The sequence below is a fragment of the Sunxiuqinia sp. sy24 genome, assembly GCF_052677165.1.
Genome location: NZ_JBQYLH010000026.1, coordinates 1 through 18,837, shown reverse-complemented (window position 1 = coordinate 18,837; position 18,837 = coordinate 1). Strand labels below are relative to the sequence as shown.

Here is an 18,837-nt window from a genome sequence, read left to right as displayed (position 1 = left end):
AAGGATCTTCTAATTTATAACAAGAAGCTTGTAATAGTAAAAAATATGTAACTATGAAATAGTTCCCTCATTCTCACAGCTTTTCTCTAACAGGTTAAAACACTTTGAAATTCAATGGATAATCCGTAATTCTGTTAAAAAATAAATGCATTAATACCTTTTGAATATGGAAACTCGATCAGCTCAATTCTACATCGATCGTGAAGCACGATTCGGAGCACACAACTACCATCCGCTACCTGCTGTTCTGGAGCGTGGCGAAGGCATTTATGTGTGGGACGTAGAGGGTAACCGCTACATGGATTTTCTGGCAGCCTACTCAGCGGTCAACCAGGGACACTGCCATCCCAAAATTGTTGAAGCACTGACCCAACAAGCAAAAACTCTGGCGCTAACTTCGCGCGCGTTCTATAACAATGTATTAGGCGAATGGGAAGAATACATGTGTCAGCTATTTGGCTACGATAAGATGCTTCCCATGAACTCCGGTGCCGAAGCCGATGAGACGGCCTTAAAGCTAACCCGGAAATGGGCTTACAAAGTAAAGGGCATTCCACGTAATGAAGCCAAGATTGTTGTGTGCAACGGCAATTTCCACGGACGAACCATTACCATCGTTTCCATGTCCTCCGATCCTGATGCTTACAATGACTACGGTCCCTTTACTCCGGGATTTGTGAACATTCCATACAACGATCCGGAGGCTCTCGAACAAGCTTTTCAAGACCCGAATGTGGCTGGTTTTTTGGTTGAACCCATCCAGGCCGAAGCCGGCGTTTATGTCCCCCAAGATGGTTTTCTGAAGAAAGCATCGGATCTGTGTAAAAAGTATAAGGTGCTTTTTGTTGCCGATGAAGTGCAAACCGGATTGGCACGCACCGGCAAAATGCTGGCCTGCGACCACGAAGACGTGCGCCCCGACATCCTGATTTTGGGTAAAGCCATCTCAGGAGGAATGTTTCCGGTGTCGTGTGTGTTGGCTGACGACGAAATCATGTTAACGATCAAGCCCGGAGAACATGGGTCGACCTATGGCGGTAATCCTATTGCCGGCAAAGTAGCCATGGCCGCACTCGATGTTATCCAGGATGAAAAGCTGGCTGAAAATGCAGAGAAGATGGGCAAGCTTTTCCGTAGTGAGATGCGAGCTATCGATTCTGAAATGATTGAGCTTGTGCGGGGAAAAGGCCTGCTAAATGCGATCGCCATCAAACCAATGAAAGGAAAAACAGCCTGGGATGTGTGCCTGGCCATGAAAGAAAATGGCATACTGGCCAAACCAACCCACGAGCACATCATCCGCTTCACCCCTCCTCTAATTATCAACGAGGCCCAGATGATGGAAGCGATTGAACGTATCAAAAAAACATTTGATGAGTTTGGTTTTTAGTGTCCAACATGGCAACCATGTTGGAGGGAGGCAGTGAACTGCTTCCCTTTTTTTATAAAAAACAGGAGCCAACCTTTTTACAAGTCAGCCCCCTGAACAGCGTTATTTACATCAAAACGATTTATCGTTTCGCTTTCTTTTCTCTCTTTTCTGCTTTTTTTTCTTTAGCCGTCTTGAGAGGTTGTTTCTTCTCGCTTTTTTTAGCATCCTGTGATTTTGCCATAATCTTCCTTTTTAAGGGTTTATTTTGAAATATAGGAATGAGCGGATTAGACCATCATTCGGTATGTAAAATTACATTATTATTCAATCACTAATACCTAACAGATCCTTTTTGAAAAGAAAAATGCAAGAAAGAACGAACCTCCTACTCAATTGACTCCGACAACTTTGCTCCAATCAGGAGATAAAAACTACCGTTATTTCAGAAAACACTCAAAAATACTGGGAATATTTATCCAGCCTAAATCTCTATTTTAGCTCCCATAATTTTCAAAAATTCTCTCATAAAACAAGGATGTGCTGGCCACGCCAGGGAAGTCACCAAATTCCCATCCACAAAAGCGCTATCAACCGCAATATCTTGGTAATCGCCACCCGCCAGCTTAACTTCGGGTGCAACAGCCGGATAACAAGTTAATTTGCGCCCCCGAACAACATCAGCCGCCGTCAGAATCTGGATGCCATGACAAATGGCGACCACAGGCTTGTTCGCGTCGAAAAAATACTTGACCATTTGGATTACCTTCGGATTGAGCCTCAAATAATCGGGAGCACGTCCACAGGCAATAACCAAGCCGTCGTATTGCGATACCTCAACATCATCAAAGCTATAATTTAAGATAAAAAACGGAAATCAATCAACATCAGAAAGGCAAACACATCCAATAACCGCTGTCAGGCCATAAAATCGCTTATCCCATAAAAATTAACACATACGACTTACATTCACATGAAAAACAGGGCATTATTTCTTTTCGTCAAAATGATGCCCTGTCCCATTCTCCTAAAGGAAAAATCTATTCCTCAGTCAGCAGAAGTAATGGAATTCCTTCCAGTCCATCCACCGATATTTCATAATTGCGCTGATAGTTCAGAATGTATAAGCCCCGATTCATAAAGCCGCCATACCGACTGACCCGGTCAAAATAAAATTCGGCCTGGTTCAACGCTACATGATGATAAGGCAAGCAATCGGTGAAATTTTCGCCATACTGAAATAAAGCTGACATAAAATAGTAAGCCACGTCGTACCCTTGAAAGCTAAACTGGTTCGGTTCTGCTGAAAAATTACGACGAAAGCTTGAAATGAACCGATTCGTAACCGGTGCATGGTAGTTAATAAAATACGGGCTCAGCAAATGCAGATTGGTATGATGAAAATATTCAGACTGAATACTGTTGTAGCGCTGAAAGTTAGACAAACCCACCAAGGTAACCGGAAAATCTTCGGCCAACGAATTGATGTTGGACACGGCCACACTTACCTGCGCTTCGGTAGCCGACGGTATAATAAATACGTTCTCGCGTGTTTTACTTAAAATGCGGCGCAAGCCCCAATAGCCTTCTTTCTTGAAATTATACTCGTGAAAGCGTACATCGCGGTCGCCATCTAAAAAGGCCGATGCAAAAAATTTCTCCCTACACAGGTTAACCAGCGTTGCTTCGGGCAAGTGCTTATACTCGCCCATCTCCAGTACAATCAGGTTCTTATTAAAATATTCCTCACCGATATAATCGGCTGTCTCGCGCACAAGGTAATCCTTGGTTGGGTTGATTTTAAAATACCACGGATTGCGGGTTTCAAAATCTCCAGAAGATGACAAAGGCGACACCATCGGAATTTGTTGCTGATGAGCAAACTCAGCAACCGGGCCCTGCAACTCGGGGAAAACCGGCCCAATAATTAAATCAACCTCCTGAAACACGTCCAGGCGAATCAGCGAGTCGACCACCGCCTGTTTCTGATTGGTATCGAACACATGCAGCTGCACATTCATCCCAGCGCGCTGCAAGCTATCAACGGCAAGCAAAACACCTTCATAAAAGTGAACAAAGTTCTCCGATCTCGGGTAAATGATTTTCTCACTTCGAATTTTAAAGGTATCGTCAGGAAGCTCTTCCGGATTTTCAAACTGACTCCTCAAGCCGGCATCCTGTAATATCTCCTCTTTCGTAAGGCAAACCCGGTTTACCGTATCATTGGCCTGCAAGTATAGCGGCAACAACAAAGCCACATCATATTTTTTAAAACGAGCCCCATCATTTGGCATACAGTTCTCCGGACGATCTTGCACAAAAACCTGCACCGAATAATCAATTGGCTTCAGCTTGGCAGGAAGCTCTTCGCTCCGGCTTTCGACAGGCTTTTCCTCCTGTTGGCTCTCATCAGCGAGCATTGGCTGGGGTTCTGCTTCAACTTCCTTCGGAATCAGAATCGTTTCTCCGGCCATCAATCCTCGGTAGCCCAACACGGGGTTAGTCTTCTTGATCGAAGTAATCTTTACATTATATTGATTGGAAAGGCTATAAAGTGTTTCGCCACGGGCAACCAAATGCTTAACAAAAGCGTCCTCATTAACCGGCGACACCTGAATATCGGGCAACTCCTCCGAAACCGGAATCTTAATACGCAAACCAGCCTGCAAGCCTTGTTCCAATGCTGGATTATATTTTTCCAACACATCACGCGTCACATGGTATTCGCGCTCCAATCCCCAAAACGTTTCTCCCGACTCAACCAAATGAATAAAAAATTCATCACTTGTTCTAACATCTGCCACCTCCGCGGCTTTGGCTTCAGGAATGGTCAGTTCCATGCCAATGCGCAGGCTTTCCTTCACCTGAGGGTTAGCCTTAATCAGATCAGCAATGGAGCAGTTGTATTTTTTGGCGATCGAATAAAGAGTCTCATCACCAACCACCCGATGCTTGTTTACAGGCACGGAAACTTCCTTCTCAGTTCTGGCACGCCTTGCTTCCCGGCTTTCGCGAATTCGCTTCAAATCCTCCGCATCCGGAATAAGCAAGATTTGTCCTTTTTTCAAACCCTTTTCTTCCAGTTGTGGATTGTATTTCAATATATCTTCAACTTCCAGGTTGAAATTCTTGGCTATAAAATGTAAACCATCTTTTCGCTTTACACGATAGGAACGAAAAGATGGTAATTCTTCCAACTGCGGCTGATCCAATCTCTGTGGAGCTTTTTTCTCGACCGATTCAGCTAAGGGAATACGCAATTCCTGTCCGGTTTTCAAACCAAAAATCAAGCTCGGATTAGCATTGAGCAATTCTTTGCGATCGACCGAATAGGTTTTACTCAACGAAAACAGGGTTTCGCCTTTCTCAACCACATGAATCAGGAAGGTTTGACCATCTTCCTGAATTCGTCGTTCCTGTCCGTAAAGCTGAAATCCAAAGAAAATTACGAGAAGGGTAATTATAATGCGATTCTTCATTGTTGTAAATTCGATTTAGCATGGCCAAACTACATGACCCATTTTTGCAATTTCACAAAAATAAGGTTTCTCGACCGATCTTCACCCCAAGAACGTGTTAAAAAGCATTTAATTGTGTGCCCACATCGGTTTATCAGAAGCTCTTTTGACTGAAATATTTCATAAACTGCGAGCGCTCATAAAGGGTGGCATCGGCTTGACTAACGGCTAGTTTACCTTTAAAATCTGCAATTGCAGCATACCCTTTCTCATCCATCCAGACAGCAATTTTCTGATTCATTTCCTGCACCTGATCAACTCCTCCTGTGTACAAAACGGAAGCAATCTGAACGGCATTAGCTCCTGCCAACAAAAATTTGATAGCCGTTTCGGCAGTGTGAATTCCCGTTGTAGCAGCCAATGGACAAGCTATTTTTGATGACATAATTCCAGTCCAGCGCAAAGGCAACAAGTAATCGTTCGGACTGCTGAGCACATCGGCACCAATCACTTCTTCTTTCGTAATGTCAATGTCGGGTGAATAAAAGCGATTGAATATGCTGATTCCACTCACTCCTGTTTCTGACAATCTTTGAATCATTCCTGCCAGGTTAGAGAAATAATGGCTTATCTTAATCGATACCGGAATAGCAACTGTTTTCAGTACTTCGGCAATTGTTTTAAAGTAAAACTGCTCGCTGACCTCATTGCTTTTCTCCACGTCCGAAGGCAATGCAAACAAATTCAGTTCCAGCGCATCGGCTCCGGCTTCTTCCAGCTTTTTGCTGAAAACAACCCAATCAACATTGCTAACACAGTTTACGCTGGCCACAATGGGAACATCAACCGCGTGCTTGGCTTGCCGAATCAGGCTGGTATAATCTTTCAGATTTTCATCTTTAATGATATAATCAAAATAATCCAGGTACTCCGGATCCGGCTCCAGCGCTTTGCGTTTTGACAGTTCCTCCTGAAGTTGGGCGTCAATTTCCTCTTCAAACAACGACTTAAGGACAATAGCTCCTACACCGGCTTGAGCCAGTTTTTTGATTTGTTCCAAATCGCCGGTCATGCTGCTACTGGCTGCTATCACCGGGCTTTTTAATTCTAATCCGAAGAATTGGCTTGTTAAATTGGCCATATGCTTGTTTTTTCTTGATTCGTACTATTTGGTTTGATTCATGGTAATCAAAACCTACTTCTATTTAGCGGGCATCATTTAATTATTGGAAGCGTCCGCAGCTACCTCTTTCAATTTCCCTTGAAGGTAGTTGTTCATTCCGGCCGCCGCTTTACGTCCGTCGCCCATCGCTAAAATTACCGTGGCACCACCGCGTACAATATCGCCACCGGCAAACAGTTCAGGAATCGAACTTTGCATACTCTCCGGGTCAACCTCAATGGTTCCCCAGCGACTCACCTTCAACTGGGGCAATTCGGATGGCACCAGCGGATTGGGCGATACACCAATGGCTACTACCACCACATCTACCGGAATATCATATTCCGATCCTTCAACAACTACTGGCCGGCGGCGTCCCGAAGCATCAGGTTCTCCCAGCTCCATTTTCTGAACACGCATGCGGTTTACCCGCCCGTTTTCATCGGCAAAATATTCAACCGGGTTGGTCAAATTCAAAAACTCAATACCTTCTTCTTCAGCATGTATAACTTCCTCAACCCTGGCAGGCATTTCCTCACGCGACCGACGATAGATAATCATGGACCGCTCAGCTCCGAGACGTTTAGCTGTACGAACCGAATCCATAGCTGTGTTTCCACCACCTACAACAGCGATGTTCTTGCCACGCAACACAGGCGTATCAAACTCGTGTTTGGCCGCGTTCATCAAATTTACGCGCGTCAAATATTCATTAGACGATAGAATACCATTGTAGTTTTCGCCCGGAATATTCATAAAACGAGGCAAGCCGGCACCGCTGGCTACAAAGAATGCCTGAAAACCTTCTTCTTTCAAATCATCAAAAGAGGCGGTTCGCCCGACAATGAAGTTCCGTTCGAATTTAACGCCCATACTTTCGAGGCTCTCTAATTCGACATCGACCACACGGTTAGGCAAACGAAATTCAGGAATACCATATTTTAATACTCCCCCAATTTCGTGTAAAGCTTCAAAAACAGTAACGTCATAGCCCAGTTTAGCCATATCGCCTGCAAATGACAGCGAAGCAGGACCAGAACCAATGGCTGCCACTTTAATGTTGTTTTTAGCTGCTGTTTCCGGAACGGAAATTTCGCCACTGCTTTGCTCGTAATCAGCCGCAAAACGCTCAAGATAACCAATAGCTACCGGTTCCTTTTTCAATTTCAACGTGTAAAAGCACTGAGCTTCGCACTGTTTTTCCTGCGGACAAACGCGCCCACACACAGCCGGAAGAGCCGAAGTTTCTTTTAGCGTTTTAGCTGCTTCAAGCACCTCACCACGTTCAATGTTCTTAATAAACTTTGGAATGTTAATGCTTACCGGGCAACCTTCAATACATGTTGGGTTTACACAGTCCATACAGCGAGAAGCCTCCTGACGAGCACAGGGTTCATCCAGTCCAAGGTTAACTTCCCGATCCTGATAATTAATGCGTTCCAATGCATCAAGACCGGGCATTATCACCCGTTCCATCATGGTCCGCTCTTTATTTTTGAGCTTTGAACGTAGCTCTGCACGCCATTCTTTAGCGCGTTCTATTTTAAGGTATTCTTCCATTTCAAATTCCGTTTAATACAATACTGTTCCACAATGATCATCCACTCTCCTGATGGCTGAGCAATCATCCATTTACTTGCTCCCATGCTTCTTGTTCTTCAGCCTTATAGCCTCCCAAGCGCTGGATTAGCTCATCAAAATCAATTTGGTGGGCATCAAATTCGGGTCCATCGATACAAGTAAATTTTGTTTCGCCCCCTACACTTGCCCGGCAGGCGCCGCACATGCCGGTTCCATCAACCATAATGGCATTCAAACTAGCTTGCGTTGGAATATTATATTTTTTGGTAAGTAAGGACGTAAATTTCATCATTACAGCCGGCCCAATTGCGACACATTCATCGACTTTTTCGCGCAGAATAACCTCTTCGGCTCCGGTTGTAACCAATCCTTTATTGCCATACGATCCATCATCAGTCATTATAATAACTTCGTCGGACCATTGACGAATCTCGTCTTCCAGAATAATCAAATCTTTAGAGCGAGCAGCCAACACTGTCACTACGCGATTTCCGGCCTTCTTAAAACCCTCAACAATTGGCAACAAAGGAGCAATACCTACACCACCACCACATGCCAGCACAGTTCCGGCCTGGTGAATGTGTGTTGCTTTTCCGAGCGGGCCAACCAAATCCAGGATGCTATCTCCCGGATTCATCTCACACAAACGGGTTGAACTTACGCCTACTTTTTGAACCACCAAGGTGATTGTGCCTGCTTTTTTATCTGCCTGAGCAATCGTTAGAGGAATTCGCTCTCCTTGCTCATCGATCCGCAAAATAATGAAGTGTCCCGGTTTTCGTGCACGGGCAATCCGCGGAGCATGAACAACCAATTTCACAACCTTTTCCGAAAACGACTCTTTTTGAACTATTTGGTACATTTTTAAAACACTATTTTTATTTTCAAGCCTAATTTGGCAGGTCAAAAATAGTAATGTCTTCGTAAAATTAAGGCCCGACTCCACCATTTCATGCTAATTTATATTCATTCTTACAATGACTAACCTAATGGTTACCCAAGGGACTTAAATTTATTATGAAATCTGATTCCAAGGCAAATGTCCTGCCTAAAATTCATGTATATTTGAGGTTCGATTTTTTTCGCTGACTCCTTTTTAGCGGTCAGCTTTTTATTCAGCTTTTTTTATTGAATGGCACACGAATTAATCATTGGGCTCACCGAGCACCGGACATTTGGCAATTTGTTTCAGGCTTTCTTAATCGAGAAAAAAGTCTCATTTTACAGCATCATCAAGTTAGTCAAACCGCACGACTTGGATGACCTGCAACTCACTAGCCAGGAACAAGAGCTGGTGAGGTTGACCGACAAGTATAGTGATGAAAACCTGGTTAAAAAATTCTCGAAGAAAAAGGAATCCACCAAGTTTTTCCAGCAGATGGATCAAGGGCTTTTTCAAGATCATATCAGTCCATACATCGACAAGCACATGCGCCAGATCTCCCTCTTACTTATGCAACAGAAAACCCGGCTGTATTTCAAACAAGTTAAGTATTCCAACCTATACGATGAAGACCAGATTAGAGTCCACGACCAATTTTCGAGGGCTACCTTTTGTTTTGACCGAACACCCGAAGGCATCCGCTACTCGCTTGAAATAAAGCACAACAATCAGCCTCTGAACATCCTGCATAAAAACCTGACCGTGGTGACCAGTCAGCCATGCAGCTTTGTTTGGCAAAACAAGCTTTACCTCTTTCAGCACATCAGCGCCAAAAAGCTGGTTCCTTTTCTCGAAAAGGATCTTATTTCCATCCCCAAAGCTGTGGAGGAGAAATACTTTCAGACTTTTGTGCTGAATATGGTTAAAAACTACCCGGTGCGCGCATCCGGCTTTTCCATCGAGAAACACACCAGTGGCAAAAAAGCCTTGCTGTCACTGGAGCCCAATCTACAACTCGAAGCCGTATTCCTTCCCAAGTTTAAGTATGGCGAAACGGAATACCTGGCTAACAGCAAATCGTCGATTTTTGTGGTGCTCGAAAAAGAGAACGACAACTATACGTTCAAAAAATACATACGCGACCACCAATGGGAAAGCCAATTGCTGCAGCTGCTCAAAGAACTCGAGCTGGAAGAAAAGGATGGTATCTTTTTTCCCAAAGGAATGGAACTGCTTGATGACACCGACCGCCTGTTTGAGCTCCTGACGTGGTTGAATAAACACGAAAAAGCACTCCGTGAGGCTGGGTTTGAGTTACAACAAAACCAGTACGAAAAGCGGTACTCTACCGAAACCCAAGACCTGCAGATCGAAATAAAAACCAAAGAAGACTGGTTTGATATTTATGCCAAGGTTCGTTTTGGCGACTATGAAATACCCTTCATCAAACTCAAACGAAACATACTGAATGGCATTCGCGAGTTTGAGTTACCCAATGGAGAAGTTGCTATTCTTCCAAAAGAATGGTTTGCCGAATACGAAGACCTCCTCCCTTTTGTGAAACAAGAAGGCCATGCCATGCAACTGCAAAAACACCATTACCAGTTGCTGAAAAAAAGGCTGAAAGGTATTGATAAAAGCTTTTTTCAACGCTTGGATAAAATCAGCGAATCAACTTCCGAGCCAGTTGCTGTTCCGGCGAACATACAAGCCAAACTCCGCAGCTACCAGGAAGAAGGGTTTTCGTGGATGTATCGGCTGTATGAACATCAGTTTGGCGGATGCCTGGCCGACGACATGGGACTGGGAAAGACGCTTCAGACGTTGACTTTACTGCTCAAGCTCAAGCGGATGAAACGACAAATCATCGTTCCGAATCAAGAAGATTCTGACAAGCAGATAGCAATTTTCAAGGACGAAGAAGCTCCAGCAGAGGAATCGCAGGCAGCTTCTTTGATTGTGATGCCCACCTCGCTGATTCATAATTGGGAAAACGAGATCAAAAAATTTACGCCATCATTAAAAGTGTATAAACATGTTGGCATACAACGTAAAAAGGCACTCAACCTAAAAGGTATTATTTCCTATTACGATATCATTCTGACAACCTATGGAACAATAAGAAACGACCACGAACTACTGAAAGAACATGAGTTTTTCTACCTGATTCTAGATGAAAGTCAGAACATTAAAAACTCAGGTTCAAAAACCTATCAAACTATTACTAAGCTGAAAGCCCGAAACAAATTGGTATTGACCGGTACGCCTATTGAAAATTCACTCTCCGATTTATGGTCGCAAATCAACTTCTTAAACAAAGGGCTGCTGGGCAATCAAGCCTATTTTAAGCGCGAATTTATTACGCCCATTGAGAAAAAGAACGATCCGGAAAAACAGACAAAACTTCAAACACTCATTCGCCCGTTTGTTTTGCGCCGCAAAAAAGAGGACGTGGCCCGCGACCTTCCACCCCTGACCGAACAAATACGCTACTGTAGCATGTCGAAAGAACAACAACGGTCTTACGATAAAGAGAAGTCAATTATTCGGAACAATATTTTACAGAACATTGAACAGGATGGTGTGCAAAAATCGGCTATTGTTATTCTCCAAGGGCTGACCAAACTCCGGCAGTTGGCCAATCATCCATCGATGCTGAATGATGATGAGCAAGCCGAATCAGGTAAATTTGATGAAATTTTCCGCAGCCTATCGAACCTGATGGCCGAAAAGCACAAGGTGCTTATTTTTTCATCCTTCGTGAAGCATTTAGATTTATTGAAAGAAAAAATTGAAGCTGAAAAATGGAAATACTCCTTGCTTACCGGACGAACGACCAAGCGAGAAGAAGTGATCAAGAATTTCCAGGAAGACCCCGAAAACCGAATTTTCCTGATTTCATTGAAAGCCGGTGGTGTTGGACTCAACCTCACCTCTGCCGACTACGTATTTATTATCGACCCGTGGTGGAACCCGGCAGCCGAAAATCAGGCTATCAATCGGGCACACCGAATTGGGCAAGAAAAGAAAGTCTTTGTTTACCGCTTCATTACAGAAGGTTCCATCGAAGAAAAAATACAGCTATTAAAAGAACGCAAATCTTCTTTGGCGGAAAAATTTGTCAATTCCAACAACCCGTTCCAGGCCATCACCCAGAAAGAAATCATGAATCTCTTAAGCTAATCTTCAAGTCACGTGTAATAAAATGAAGCCTGAGCTAACTCATGATCAGAAAAACAAAAAAGCGATAGTTTCGCTGTTTAAAACTTTGTAAAATCCAATCACCAATGAAAATAATACAATACACCCTTTTATTTTTTCTGATTTCAACGCTGAGTTTCGCTCAGAAAAAGTCATTAACCCTTGAAGATGCCTTAATTGGCCGATCAAGCCACTTAAGCCCCGAATACCCGAGATCGCTGCAATGGCAAGACAGCAAACACTATGTCAAGATTGAAAACGACACGCTTTTTCAGTATTCAGTCCCCAAAAACCAAAAAGAAGTTTTGCTTACACTGAACGACCTGACGCAAGCAGAATCAAACCAAGACGATTGGTCTTTTTCCAGCTTTCCTTCGTTTTCATTTGTGAACGCCAACATCATTCGCTTCTGGAAGTCGCGCCAGCTCATTCTTTTCAATCTCGCTGACAAGAAAATTGATCAAAAACTGTCGCTTCCGGAAACAGCCCAAAACGTTGATTTTTGCGATACCAGCCTCAGCCTGGCCTATACGAAAGGGCAAAACCTGTATGTGAAAAATGCAAAGAGCGAAAAGCAGATTACGTTTGACACGGCCGAAGGAGTTCTAAACGGACAGTACGTTCACCGCCGCGAATTTGGTATTAGCAAAGGTATTTTCTGGTCATCAACAGGGAAAAAAATCGCCTTCTACCGAAAAGATGAAAGCATGGTTAAAGATTATCCGCTGGCAGATTACATGACCCGCCAGGCAGAACACACTCCTGTAAAATACCCCATGGCCGGCATGTCCAGCCACCAGGTTACGGTTGGAATTTACGATTTAGAAACCGGGGAAACGTACTTTCTGAACACCGGAAAATCCGATGACCACTACCTGACCAACATCAGTTGGGGGCCAAATGATGAATTCATTTACCTGGCCGAACTCAACCGCAAACAAAACCACATGCAGCTGAACCAATACGCCGTAGCGACAGGTGAAAAAGAAAAAACCTTATTTGAAGAAACAAGCACAACCTACGTTGAGCCGCAACACGAGTTGGTCTTTTCAGAAAAAAACAACGATCAATTTTACTACTGGTCGCGCAAAGACGGCTGGTTTCACCTTTACCTGTATGACACCAACGGAAAACAACTCAAGCAAATTACGCAGGGCGATTGGGAGGTTACTGATTTTTATGGCGCCGATGCCCAGTTTGTCTACATTCAAGCCACCAAAGAAAGCCCTGTAGAGCGCCATCTTTACCGTGTAAAGATTTCCAATGGAGCCATGACCCGACTTGATGAATCAGCAGGAACACATCGCGGCAGCTTTTCACCCGATAAAAACTACGTCATTGACAACTGGAGCGCCTATGCCGTTCCTCGCAAAGCTGACTTGGTTGCCACAAACGGACGATTTGTGAGCAACATCCACACGGCTCAAGATCCGGCTGCCGACTACGCCTTTGGAAAAAATGAAATTTTCACCATCAAAGCAGCCGATGATTCAACAGATTTGTACTGCCGCATGATTTTGCCTCCTAACTTTGATTCGAATAAAAAATACCCGGCCGTTATTTATGTCTATGGTGGTCCACACGCCCAGCTAATAAACAACACCTGGCATAATGCCGTGAGTTGGTGGCAGTACTACATGGCGTCGAATGGCTATATATTATTTACAGTGGATAGCAGAGGGTCAGCCAATCGTGGCGAAGCTTTTGAGAATATCATCCATCGCAAGCTCGGCCTGGCAGAAACCGAAGACCAGCTAGAAGGAGCAAACTACTTGATGAATCTGCCTTATGTTGATGCCGACCGTATTGGGGTTCACGGCTGGAGTTATGGTGGATTTATGACCTTAAATCTGATGTTACGCCATCCGGAAACCTTTAAAGTAGGCGTATCCGGAGGTCCGGTAGTTGACTGGAGCATGTATGAGGTAATGTATGGTGAGCGCTACATGGACACACCACAGGAAAATCCAGAAGGCTACGATGAGACCAATATGGTTAATCATGTTGAAAACCTTCAAGGTAAATTGATGCTCATTCATGGCGCACAGGACGAAACCGTGGTGATGCAGCACAGCATGAAGTTTTTGCGTGAATGTGTGAAGCGAAACAAAGCCGTTGATTTTTTTCCATACCCCACGCATGAGCATAATGTACGAGGAAAGGACCGTGTCCATTTGATGCATAAAATAAGTCAGTATTTCTTCGACTACCTGTAACCCTATCCCAAAGGCAACGAAAAACAGTTGAAAACAATTGTTTTTCGTTGCCGCTATCATTCTTCAACTTTTCACAGGAATCTCTCTTCTGAAAAACACGTCACAACAATAACTTCCAACTTACACCAAGGCCACTCAGAAGAAACAAAAGCTATTCAAAGCGAAGCACATCTGGCTTACGGGGCTGAAAATCATAGAACTGGCTTTTACTACGTTCATTAAAGTCAACCCCAAAAGCTCCAATATCGGCAGGGTGATTGGGAAACCAGGATAAACGCAGCTGTAGGGTCTGAAAAACCAGGTTTTCATTTCGAATACGAACACCAGCACCAACGCCGGCATAATAATCCTGAGTGAAAATAAAATGCTTGTTCGATCCGATAATCCCCAGATCAACAAAACTGAAGAAAGCAAAGTTAAAGTCGAGCACATGCCTGGGAGGAAATACCACAGACTCAAAAGAGAGTACCAAACGTTGTTTCCCAAGTGGCAAGCGACTTCCAAAGCCCCGAATCCCGTTTTCGCGTCTTAAGGACAATTCTTCAACCTCAAAGCGCCGAATGCCTAACAGGTAATTCAGCTTGATAAACTGCCGGAACCCTTTATTCCCAAAAGCATAAAGCCGGGAAATATAACTTCCGTCAATTTCAATCTGTCCTTGCTCAAACCTTCGCGATCGAAAAAAACCACCAATTCCAGCTGAGGCATGCAAATACGATGGCTTATACTTGACAAAATTTCCAGAAGAAACGTAAACGTGTGAATACCAACGCCTATTGAACTCATTATCGTCGAAGCCCACCACCCATTCGTGCAGGTAGCCCTTGGGAATGTCTTCCGTAATTCCATAGCTGTAAATTAAATGATCTCGATAATACTTTCGTTTCGACAGACTCAAACTTGCCAAGTAAAATTTGGAATCAGCAAAATATTGATTATTCATCGGGTCGGGATCCGGACGCTTGTAGAAATTATAAAACCTCGTTCGTCCGGAAACAACAAGCTGTTTATTTCTATCCAGCTCACCTTCATACAACTGAAAAGAATATCCTCCCCACACATCCCAATACCGATAATCCAACTCATCAAAATCCAGAATAATGGGAGCATCATTAATCAGCCGATCAGCCCGTTGCCATCGCGAAGCAGTCAAGCCTCCACCCCATTTGGTGGTTGATCGCAAAAACTCCTTCTCCAGAACCATTGAGACCCCATTACGACGATATGTATCGGCATACCCAAGAGACATATTCACAAAATTTCCACCGATGTTGTTAATGGTGTAGGATCCCTCGAAGCCAACATAGGGCTGTTTCTCCACGTGCCCCACCACTTTGGCCGACAACTGATGCCCAATCCCCCATATATTCTGATTGTACATTTCCAGACTAGCAGCTCGCAGTCCTTCGACGTAACCACCAACGCCAAAGGAAAAAACATCTTTTGTCAGCACAGTCACATGAATATGCTCCTGGATCAAAGAATCCTGCTCAACCAAAAAACGAACATCTTTAATAAAGGGAAGTCTTCGAATAATCCGTTCATTATCCAGCAACGATTCAACATTCAAGGCATCTCCAGGGTGAACCAGAATATTCTTTCGGATAATCCGCTCGTTGGTTTCAATATGTAGCTTATTGGCCATTTGCCCCAGCCAGGTATGGCTAATCCGTGAGGTGTCGGCAAAAGACGGTCCAATAATATCCAGCTGATGAATTTTCACCGAAGCGATCGTTTTGCCCTCCAACTCACTCATTCGTATAAGTTCCCGCTCAATCTGTTGCTGATCCTTCGTTTTCCCTCCTGTTATCAAATTATCATAAACCAAACGCGTAAACCGATGACGGTAAGCTTTATGCTTTAAACTGTCATAAAACTGTTCGGAAGGCGTAGAAGACTTCAAAAGTGAATCAGGATTTTGTTCCTGTCCATACAGAGTGTTCACCAACAACACCAACCAAATTAATTTCCATTTAAGCTGCCAATTCACAAAAACCATTTTTTAAGATCATCGCCTTTGTTATACCAAACGAAAAAAGCGTGTCCCTGATTATTTTTTGATATCGAAATAAGATCTGTTATAACTAACCCGATTACCACCCATTAAAATACATTAAAATTTGACACATCGGTAAACCCCGAAATATATTTAGATAAAAAACATGTATCAAAATTCAAAGCCAGAAGGCGTTTAAGGCTCTTTTGTTATTAACTTTGTCGCTACATGTCAAAGATCAAAAAACTATACAAGGAAAATATTTACGGTATTATTGGAACTCTTTTATTCCACATTTTACTGGTAAGCAGCTTTTTACTTGCCGAAGTAAACTTAAAAGGAGAAGTAAAAGAAGAGCCTATCATCCTTGATTTTACAGACATGGAAGAGCTGGAAGAACCGATTGTCGAAGAAGCGAGAGAGGAAAAAGAAGATGAAAATACTCCTGCCACTGAAAATAAACTTGACCAATCGACCTCCAGAAGCAACCGAGCAGTGAATGATGCCCCCCAGAAAGATCCATTTTTCGACGAAGACTACCAGAAAGAAATCGCAGAAGCTCAAAAGCTCGTAGCTGATGTAAACAAGCAACTCTCGAAAGAGGTCAAAGATTTGGAAGAGTTTTCCATGCCTGAAGAAACCACCGAAGGGATGAATCCTGACTCGATCAAGAACACTATTTATTCCGGCGAAAGCAATATTCACTATTTTCTTGAAAATCGATACCACCTACGTTTACCAATTCCTGTTTATCTGGCGCAAGGTGGAGGTCTGGTTGTTGTTGATATCGTAGTCAACCCACGGGGAAAGGTTATTCAGGCTGAAGTACGAAAAAACGCCAACCTTAAAGACCCCATGCTGGAGGTTTATGCGAGACAAGCAGCAGAGCGAACTGTTTTTAATGCGGACAAATCGGCTCCCGAACAACAAAAAGGAACCATTTCCTACACGTTCATAGCTCAATAGCTCCATTTTTATAAGAAAAAACAATTATTTAACAACAATTAACAGATTTTTAACGCTAGTTAATGTTTTAAAGCATATCTTTGTGGTACGTTTTTTTTCATAAGTTTAGGTTTAGTTAGGTTAGTTAGTTTAGTGAGAAAAGGTAGGCCAGAGGGTCTACCTTTTTGTTTTTATACACTTTCCTGACCAATGTGGTCCCTTTTAATTTTTAAGCCAGCTATAACACTTTTCCTTTATCTATCTAAGCCACAAAAGCATTTCCACCGCGAACAAGGAATAATATCGGCATCATCTTCCCTGCACAAAAAGCTCATCTCGGCAATTTTTCACTTCATACAAAGTTGACTTAACCAAACAAACTCAATGAAAGCTGGTCACTACCAGCAATTCAAATTATATGCGAATAATTATTAACAGCTCAAGGCATTGATTCTGCTAATTTTGTATTTTTACCCTCAGTACATGTGTCTAAAGATTACCCCAAACGCCGTAATCTGAGGCAAGAAGCGATCAAGTATTCATTTGCTTTTTCAACATTTTATAGACATATTTAACACGAAATAGGATGGTTTTACAATTGATCGAATGTTTCTTATCACTTGAGAACCTAAATTTAAGCTGGCAAACCATTATAAAGAATTAAATAGAGAAAATGATTAATTATACGAACGAAGAACTTCTTCACGGAATTCTTAGAAACGACAATTTAATTCTACAGTACATCTATAAAAATTTCTTTTACAAGATTAATTTCTTTATAAAAAAGAATAGCGGGGATGATGAAGATTCGAATGATATCTTCCAGGAAGCCATTATTATCATCTACCGTAAATTAAAAGCGAATGATCTTGTTCTCGATTGCTCATTCGAAACCTATATTTATTCCGTTTGCCGTTTTTTGTGGTTAAAACAACTTGAAAAACGCAAAAATGAGCGAGAAAAAATTCAAGACAACCACGATTTCAACGAAGACATTTACGACAGTGGCTTTGAAGAAACAGCGGAAAAGAATGAAAAGTACAAGTTGTACCAAAAGCATTTCAAAAATCTAGGCAAAGACTGCCAAAAAATACTACAACTCTTTTTCGACAGGGTTCCATTAAAACAAATTGCACAGGTGATGGGCTACCAAAGCGAGAAATACGCCAAGAAAAGAAAATACAAGTGTAAAGAATACTTAGTAAAAAGCATCAAACAGGATATTGAGTATAAAAAGATTCTGGAAGACAATGCTTAGTCACTTTAGCGACTCTTTATCCATAAGGCAGAAGCATTTTTACGTTAATCGAAGAAGCTTTAAAACACACAACTCCGAATGCTAAAAACTCACTCACTGGGGTTACCTTTTTCCCAATTTCGGAATAAAGAAGTGAAAATGATAAAATACACGAACCAGTAATTTCTAACGAGATTCTGGCGGCTTCTGATTCCAACGTAATTCTACAAGAACATTGAATTGCAAGATTTCGGCACACCAAAGTATCGGGTTTAACCCGTTCAAGCTGGTGATCTCGAAAATTCAACTTGTAATTTGGCTCAACAACTAATTTAATAAACCGTGTGTGATTTGATATCAGTAGATTTCAAAGAACGAAAAGCAACCCAAGATGCCGGTAACAGCAAAACAGCAACAATGCTGAATATGGCTCCGGATGCAGTTCTCTATAAAAAATTAAAGAAGGATATTGGAATAACTAATTTTTGGAAAGATGATACGCAATAATAAATTTGAACAAATTGAAAAGTACCTTAGCGGGGAGTTGACCGGCGACGCGCTTAGCGAATTCAATGCTGAACTGGCCTATAACACCGAATTGGCCGAAGAAATCAAGCTACAGGAAGAAATCCAGGAGGCCGTGCAGGAAACCGACATTACCAACCTCCGGAATAACCTGAAAAATATAATCGATCAAGAGCAAAATGCGGAGAAAGAAGTACGCATAAGCCAGGAAGAACAAGCTTTTAGCTTTGAACTTTCCGAAGAGTTATCATCTTTTAAAGAATT

At 42.7% G+C, this 18,837-nt stretch carries 13 protein-coding genes; 7 read left to right on the top strand and 6 right to left on the bottom strand.

The annotated features are described in order from the left end of the window. The first annotated feature begins 166 nt into the window (after positions 1-166). The gene (rocD, locus tag ACUNWA_RS17940; RefSeq protein ID WP_445593304.1) at positions 167-1,390 is read left to right on the top strand and encodes an ornithine--oxo-acid transaminase; all 1,224 of its coding nucleotides are present in this window, start codon (positions 167-169) and stop codon (positions 1,388-1,390) included. Between the two features lie 463 nt (positions 1,391-1,853). On the opposite strand, the gene ACUNWA_RS17935 is transcribed toward rocD, so the two are convergent. The 5 genes from ACUNWA_RS17935 to ACUNWA_RS17915 all read right to left on the bottom strand — a co-directional run bounded on the left by ACUNWA_RS17935 (position 1,854) and on the right by ACUNWA_RS17915 (position 8,432). Then, positions 1,854-2,234 carry a DJ-1/PfpI/YhbO family deglycase/protease gene (locus ACUNWA_RS17935; protein WP_445593332.1) on the bottom strand — a complete coding sequence of 127 codons (381 nt, stop codon included), beginning with the start codon at positions 2,232-2,234 and terminating at the stop codon, positions 1,854-1,856. Between the two features lie 175 nt (positions 2,235-2,409). Then, positions 2,410-4,848 (bottom strand): LysM peptidoglycan-binding domain-containing protein, encoded by a 2,439-nt coding sequence (locus tag ACUNWA_RS17930; RefSeq protein WP_445593303.1) that lies wholly within the window; start codon positions 4,846-4,848, stop codon positions 2,410-2,412. Between the two features lie 133 nt (positions 4,849-4,981). Then, positions 4,982-5,968, bottom strand: a complete 987-nt coding sequence (locus tag ACUNWA_RS17925) for a dihydroorotate dehydrogenase-like protein (protein ID WP_445593302.1) — start codon at positions 5,966-5,968, stop codon at positions 4,982-4,984. Between the two features lie 78 nt (positions 5,969-6,046). Further along, a complete protein-coding gene (gene gltA, locus ACUNWA_RS17920; protein WP_445593301.1) occupies positions 6,047-7,549 on the bottom strand; it encodes an NADPH-dependent glutamate synthase in 1,503 nt (500 codons plus the stop codon). A 64-nt stretch (positions 7,550-7,613) separates the two neighbouring features. Continuing rightward, positions 7,614-8,432 carry a sulfide/dihydroorotate dehydrogenase-like FAD/NAD-binding protein gene (locus ACUNWA_RS17915; protein WP_445593300.1) on the bottom strand — a complete coding sequence of 273 codons (819 nt, stop codon included), beginning with the start codon at positions 8,430-8,432 and terminating at the stop codon, positions 7,614-7,616. Positions 8,433-8,702: 270 nt separating this feature from the next. Between ACUNWA_RS17915 and ACUNWA_RS17910 the strand changes: the two genes are divergently transcribed. Then, complete coding sequence (locus ACUNWA_RS17910; protein WP_445593299.1) at positions 8,703-11,636, top strand: DEAD/DEAH box helicase; 2,934 nt, start codon at positions 8,703-8,705, stop codon at positions 11,634-11,636. 104 nt (positions 11,637-11,740) lie between these two features. Continuing rightward, entirely contained in the window at positions 11,741-13,870 is a 2,130-nt protein-coding gene (locus tag ACUNWA_RS17905; RefSeq protein ID WP_445593298.1) for a DPP IV N-terminal domain-containing protein, read from the top strand. Positions 13,871-14,021: 151 nt separating this feature from the next. Here the strand turns inward: ACUNWA_RS17905 and ACUNWA_RS17900 are convergent, their stop codons facing one another. Then, positions 14,022-15,869: a hypothetical protein gene (locus ACUNWA_RS17900; RefSeq protein WP_445593297.1), complete on the bottom strand. Its 1,848-nt coding sequence runs from the start codon at positions 15,867-15,869 to the stop codon at positions 14,022-14,024. Between the two features lie 225 nt (positions 15,870-16,094). Between ACUNWA_RS17900 and ACUNWA_RS17895 the strand changes: the two genes are divergently transcribed. The 4 genes from ACUNWA_RS17895 to ACUNWA_RS17880 all read left to right on the top strand — a co-directional run. Beyond that, positions 16,095-16,832 carry a hypothetical protein gene (locus ACUNWA_RS17895; protein ID WP_445593296.1) on the top strand — a complete coding sequence of 246 codons (738 nt, stop codon included), beginning with the start codon at positions 16,095-16,097 and terminating at the stop codon, positions 16,830-16,832. Between the two features lie 652 nt (positions 16,833-17,484). Beyond that, positions 17,485-18,069 (top strand): RNA polymerase sigma factor, encoded by a 585-nt coding sequence (locus ACUNWA_RS17890; protein WP_445593295.1) that lies wholly within the window; start codon positions 17,485-17,487, stop codon positions 18,067-18,069. A gap of 330 nt (positions 18,070-18,399) precedes the next feature. Continuing rightward, a complete protein-coding gene (locus ACUNWA_RS17885) occupies positions 18,400-18,555 on the top strand; it encodes a hypothetical protein (RefSeq protein ID WP_445593294.1) in 156 nt (51 codons plus the stop codon). Further along, positions 18,542-18,837: hypothetical protein (locus ACUNWA_RS17880; protein ID WP_445593293.1), on the top strand; the 296-nt coding region annotated here is incomplete at its 3' end. The genes ACUNWA_RS17885 and ACUNWA_RS17880, both read left to right, overlap by 14 nt.

Bases quoted from the DNA above. Each gene is read 5' to 3' on its own strand.
- ACUNWA_RS17900 (WP_445593297.1), bottom strand. From the start codon at position 15,869: ATGGTTTTTGTGAATTGGCAGCTTAAATGGAAATTAATTTGGTTGGTG.
- ACUNWA_RS17930 (WP_445593303.1), bottom strand. From the start codon at position 4,848: ATGAAGAATCGCATTATAATTACCCTTCTCGTAATTTTCTTTGGATTT.
- ACUNWA_RS17905 (WP_445593298.1), top strand. From the start codon at position 11,741: ATGAAAATAATACAATACACCCTTTTATTTTTTCTGATTTCAACGCTG.
- ACUNWA_RS17910 (WP_445593299.1), top strand. From the start codon at position 8,703: ATGGCACACGAATTAATCATTGGGCTCACCGAGCACCGGACATTTGGC.
- rocD (WP_445593304.1), top strand. From the start codon at position 167: ATGGAAACTCGATCAGCTCAATTCTACATCGATCGTGAAGCACGATTC.
- gltA (WP_445593301.1), bottom strand. From the start codon at position 7,549: ATGGAAGAATACCTTAAAATAGAACGCGCTAAAGAATGGCGTGCAGAG.
- ACUNWA_RS17915 (WP_445593300.1), bottom strand. From the start codon at position 8,432: ATGTACCAAATAGTTCAAAAAGAGTCGTTTTCGGAAAAGGTTGTGAAA.
- ACUNWA_RS17890 (WP_445593295.1), top strand. From the start codon at position 17,485: ATGATTAATTATACGAACGAAGAACTTCTTCACGGAATTCTTAGAAAC.
- ACUNWA_RS17925 (WP_445593302.1), bottom strand. From the start codon at position 5,968: ATGGCCAATTTAACAAGCCAATTCTTCGGATTAGAATTAAAAAGCCCG.
- ACUNWA_RS17895 (WP_445593296.1), top strand. From the start codon at position 16,095: ATGTCAAAGATCAAAAAACTATACAAGGAAAATATTTACGGTATTATT.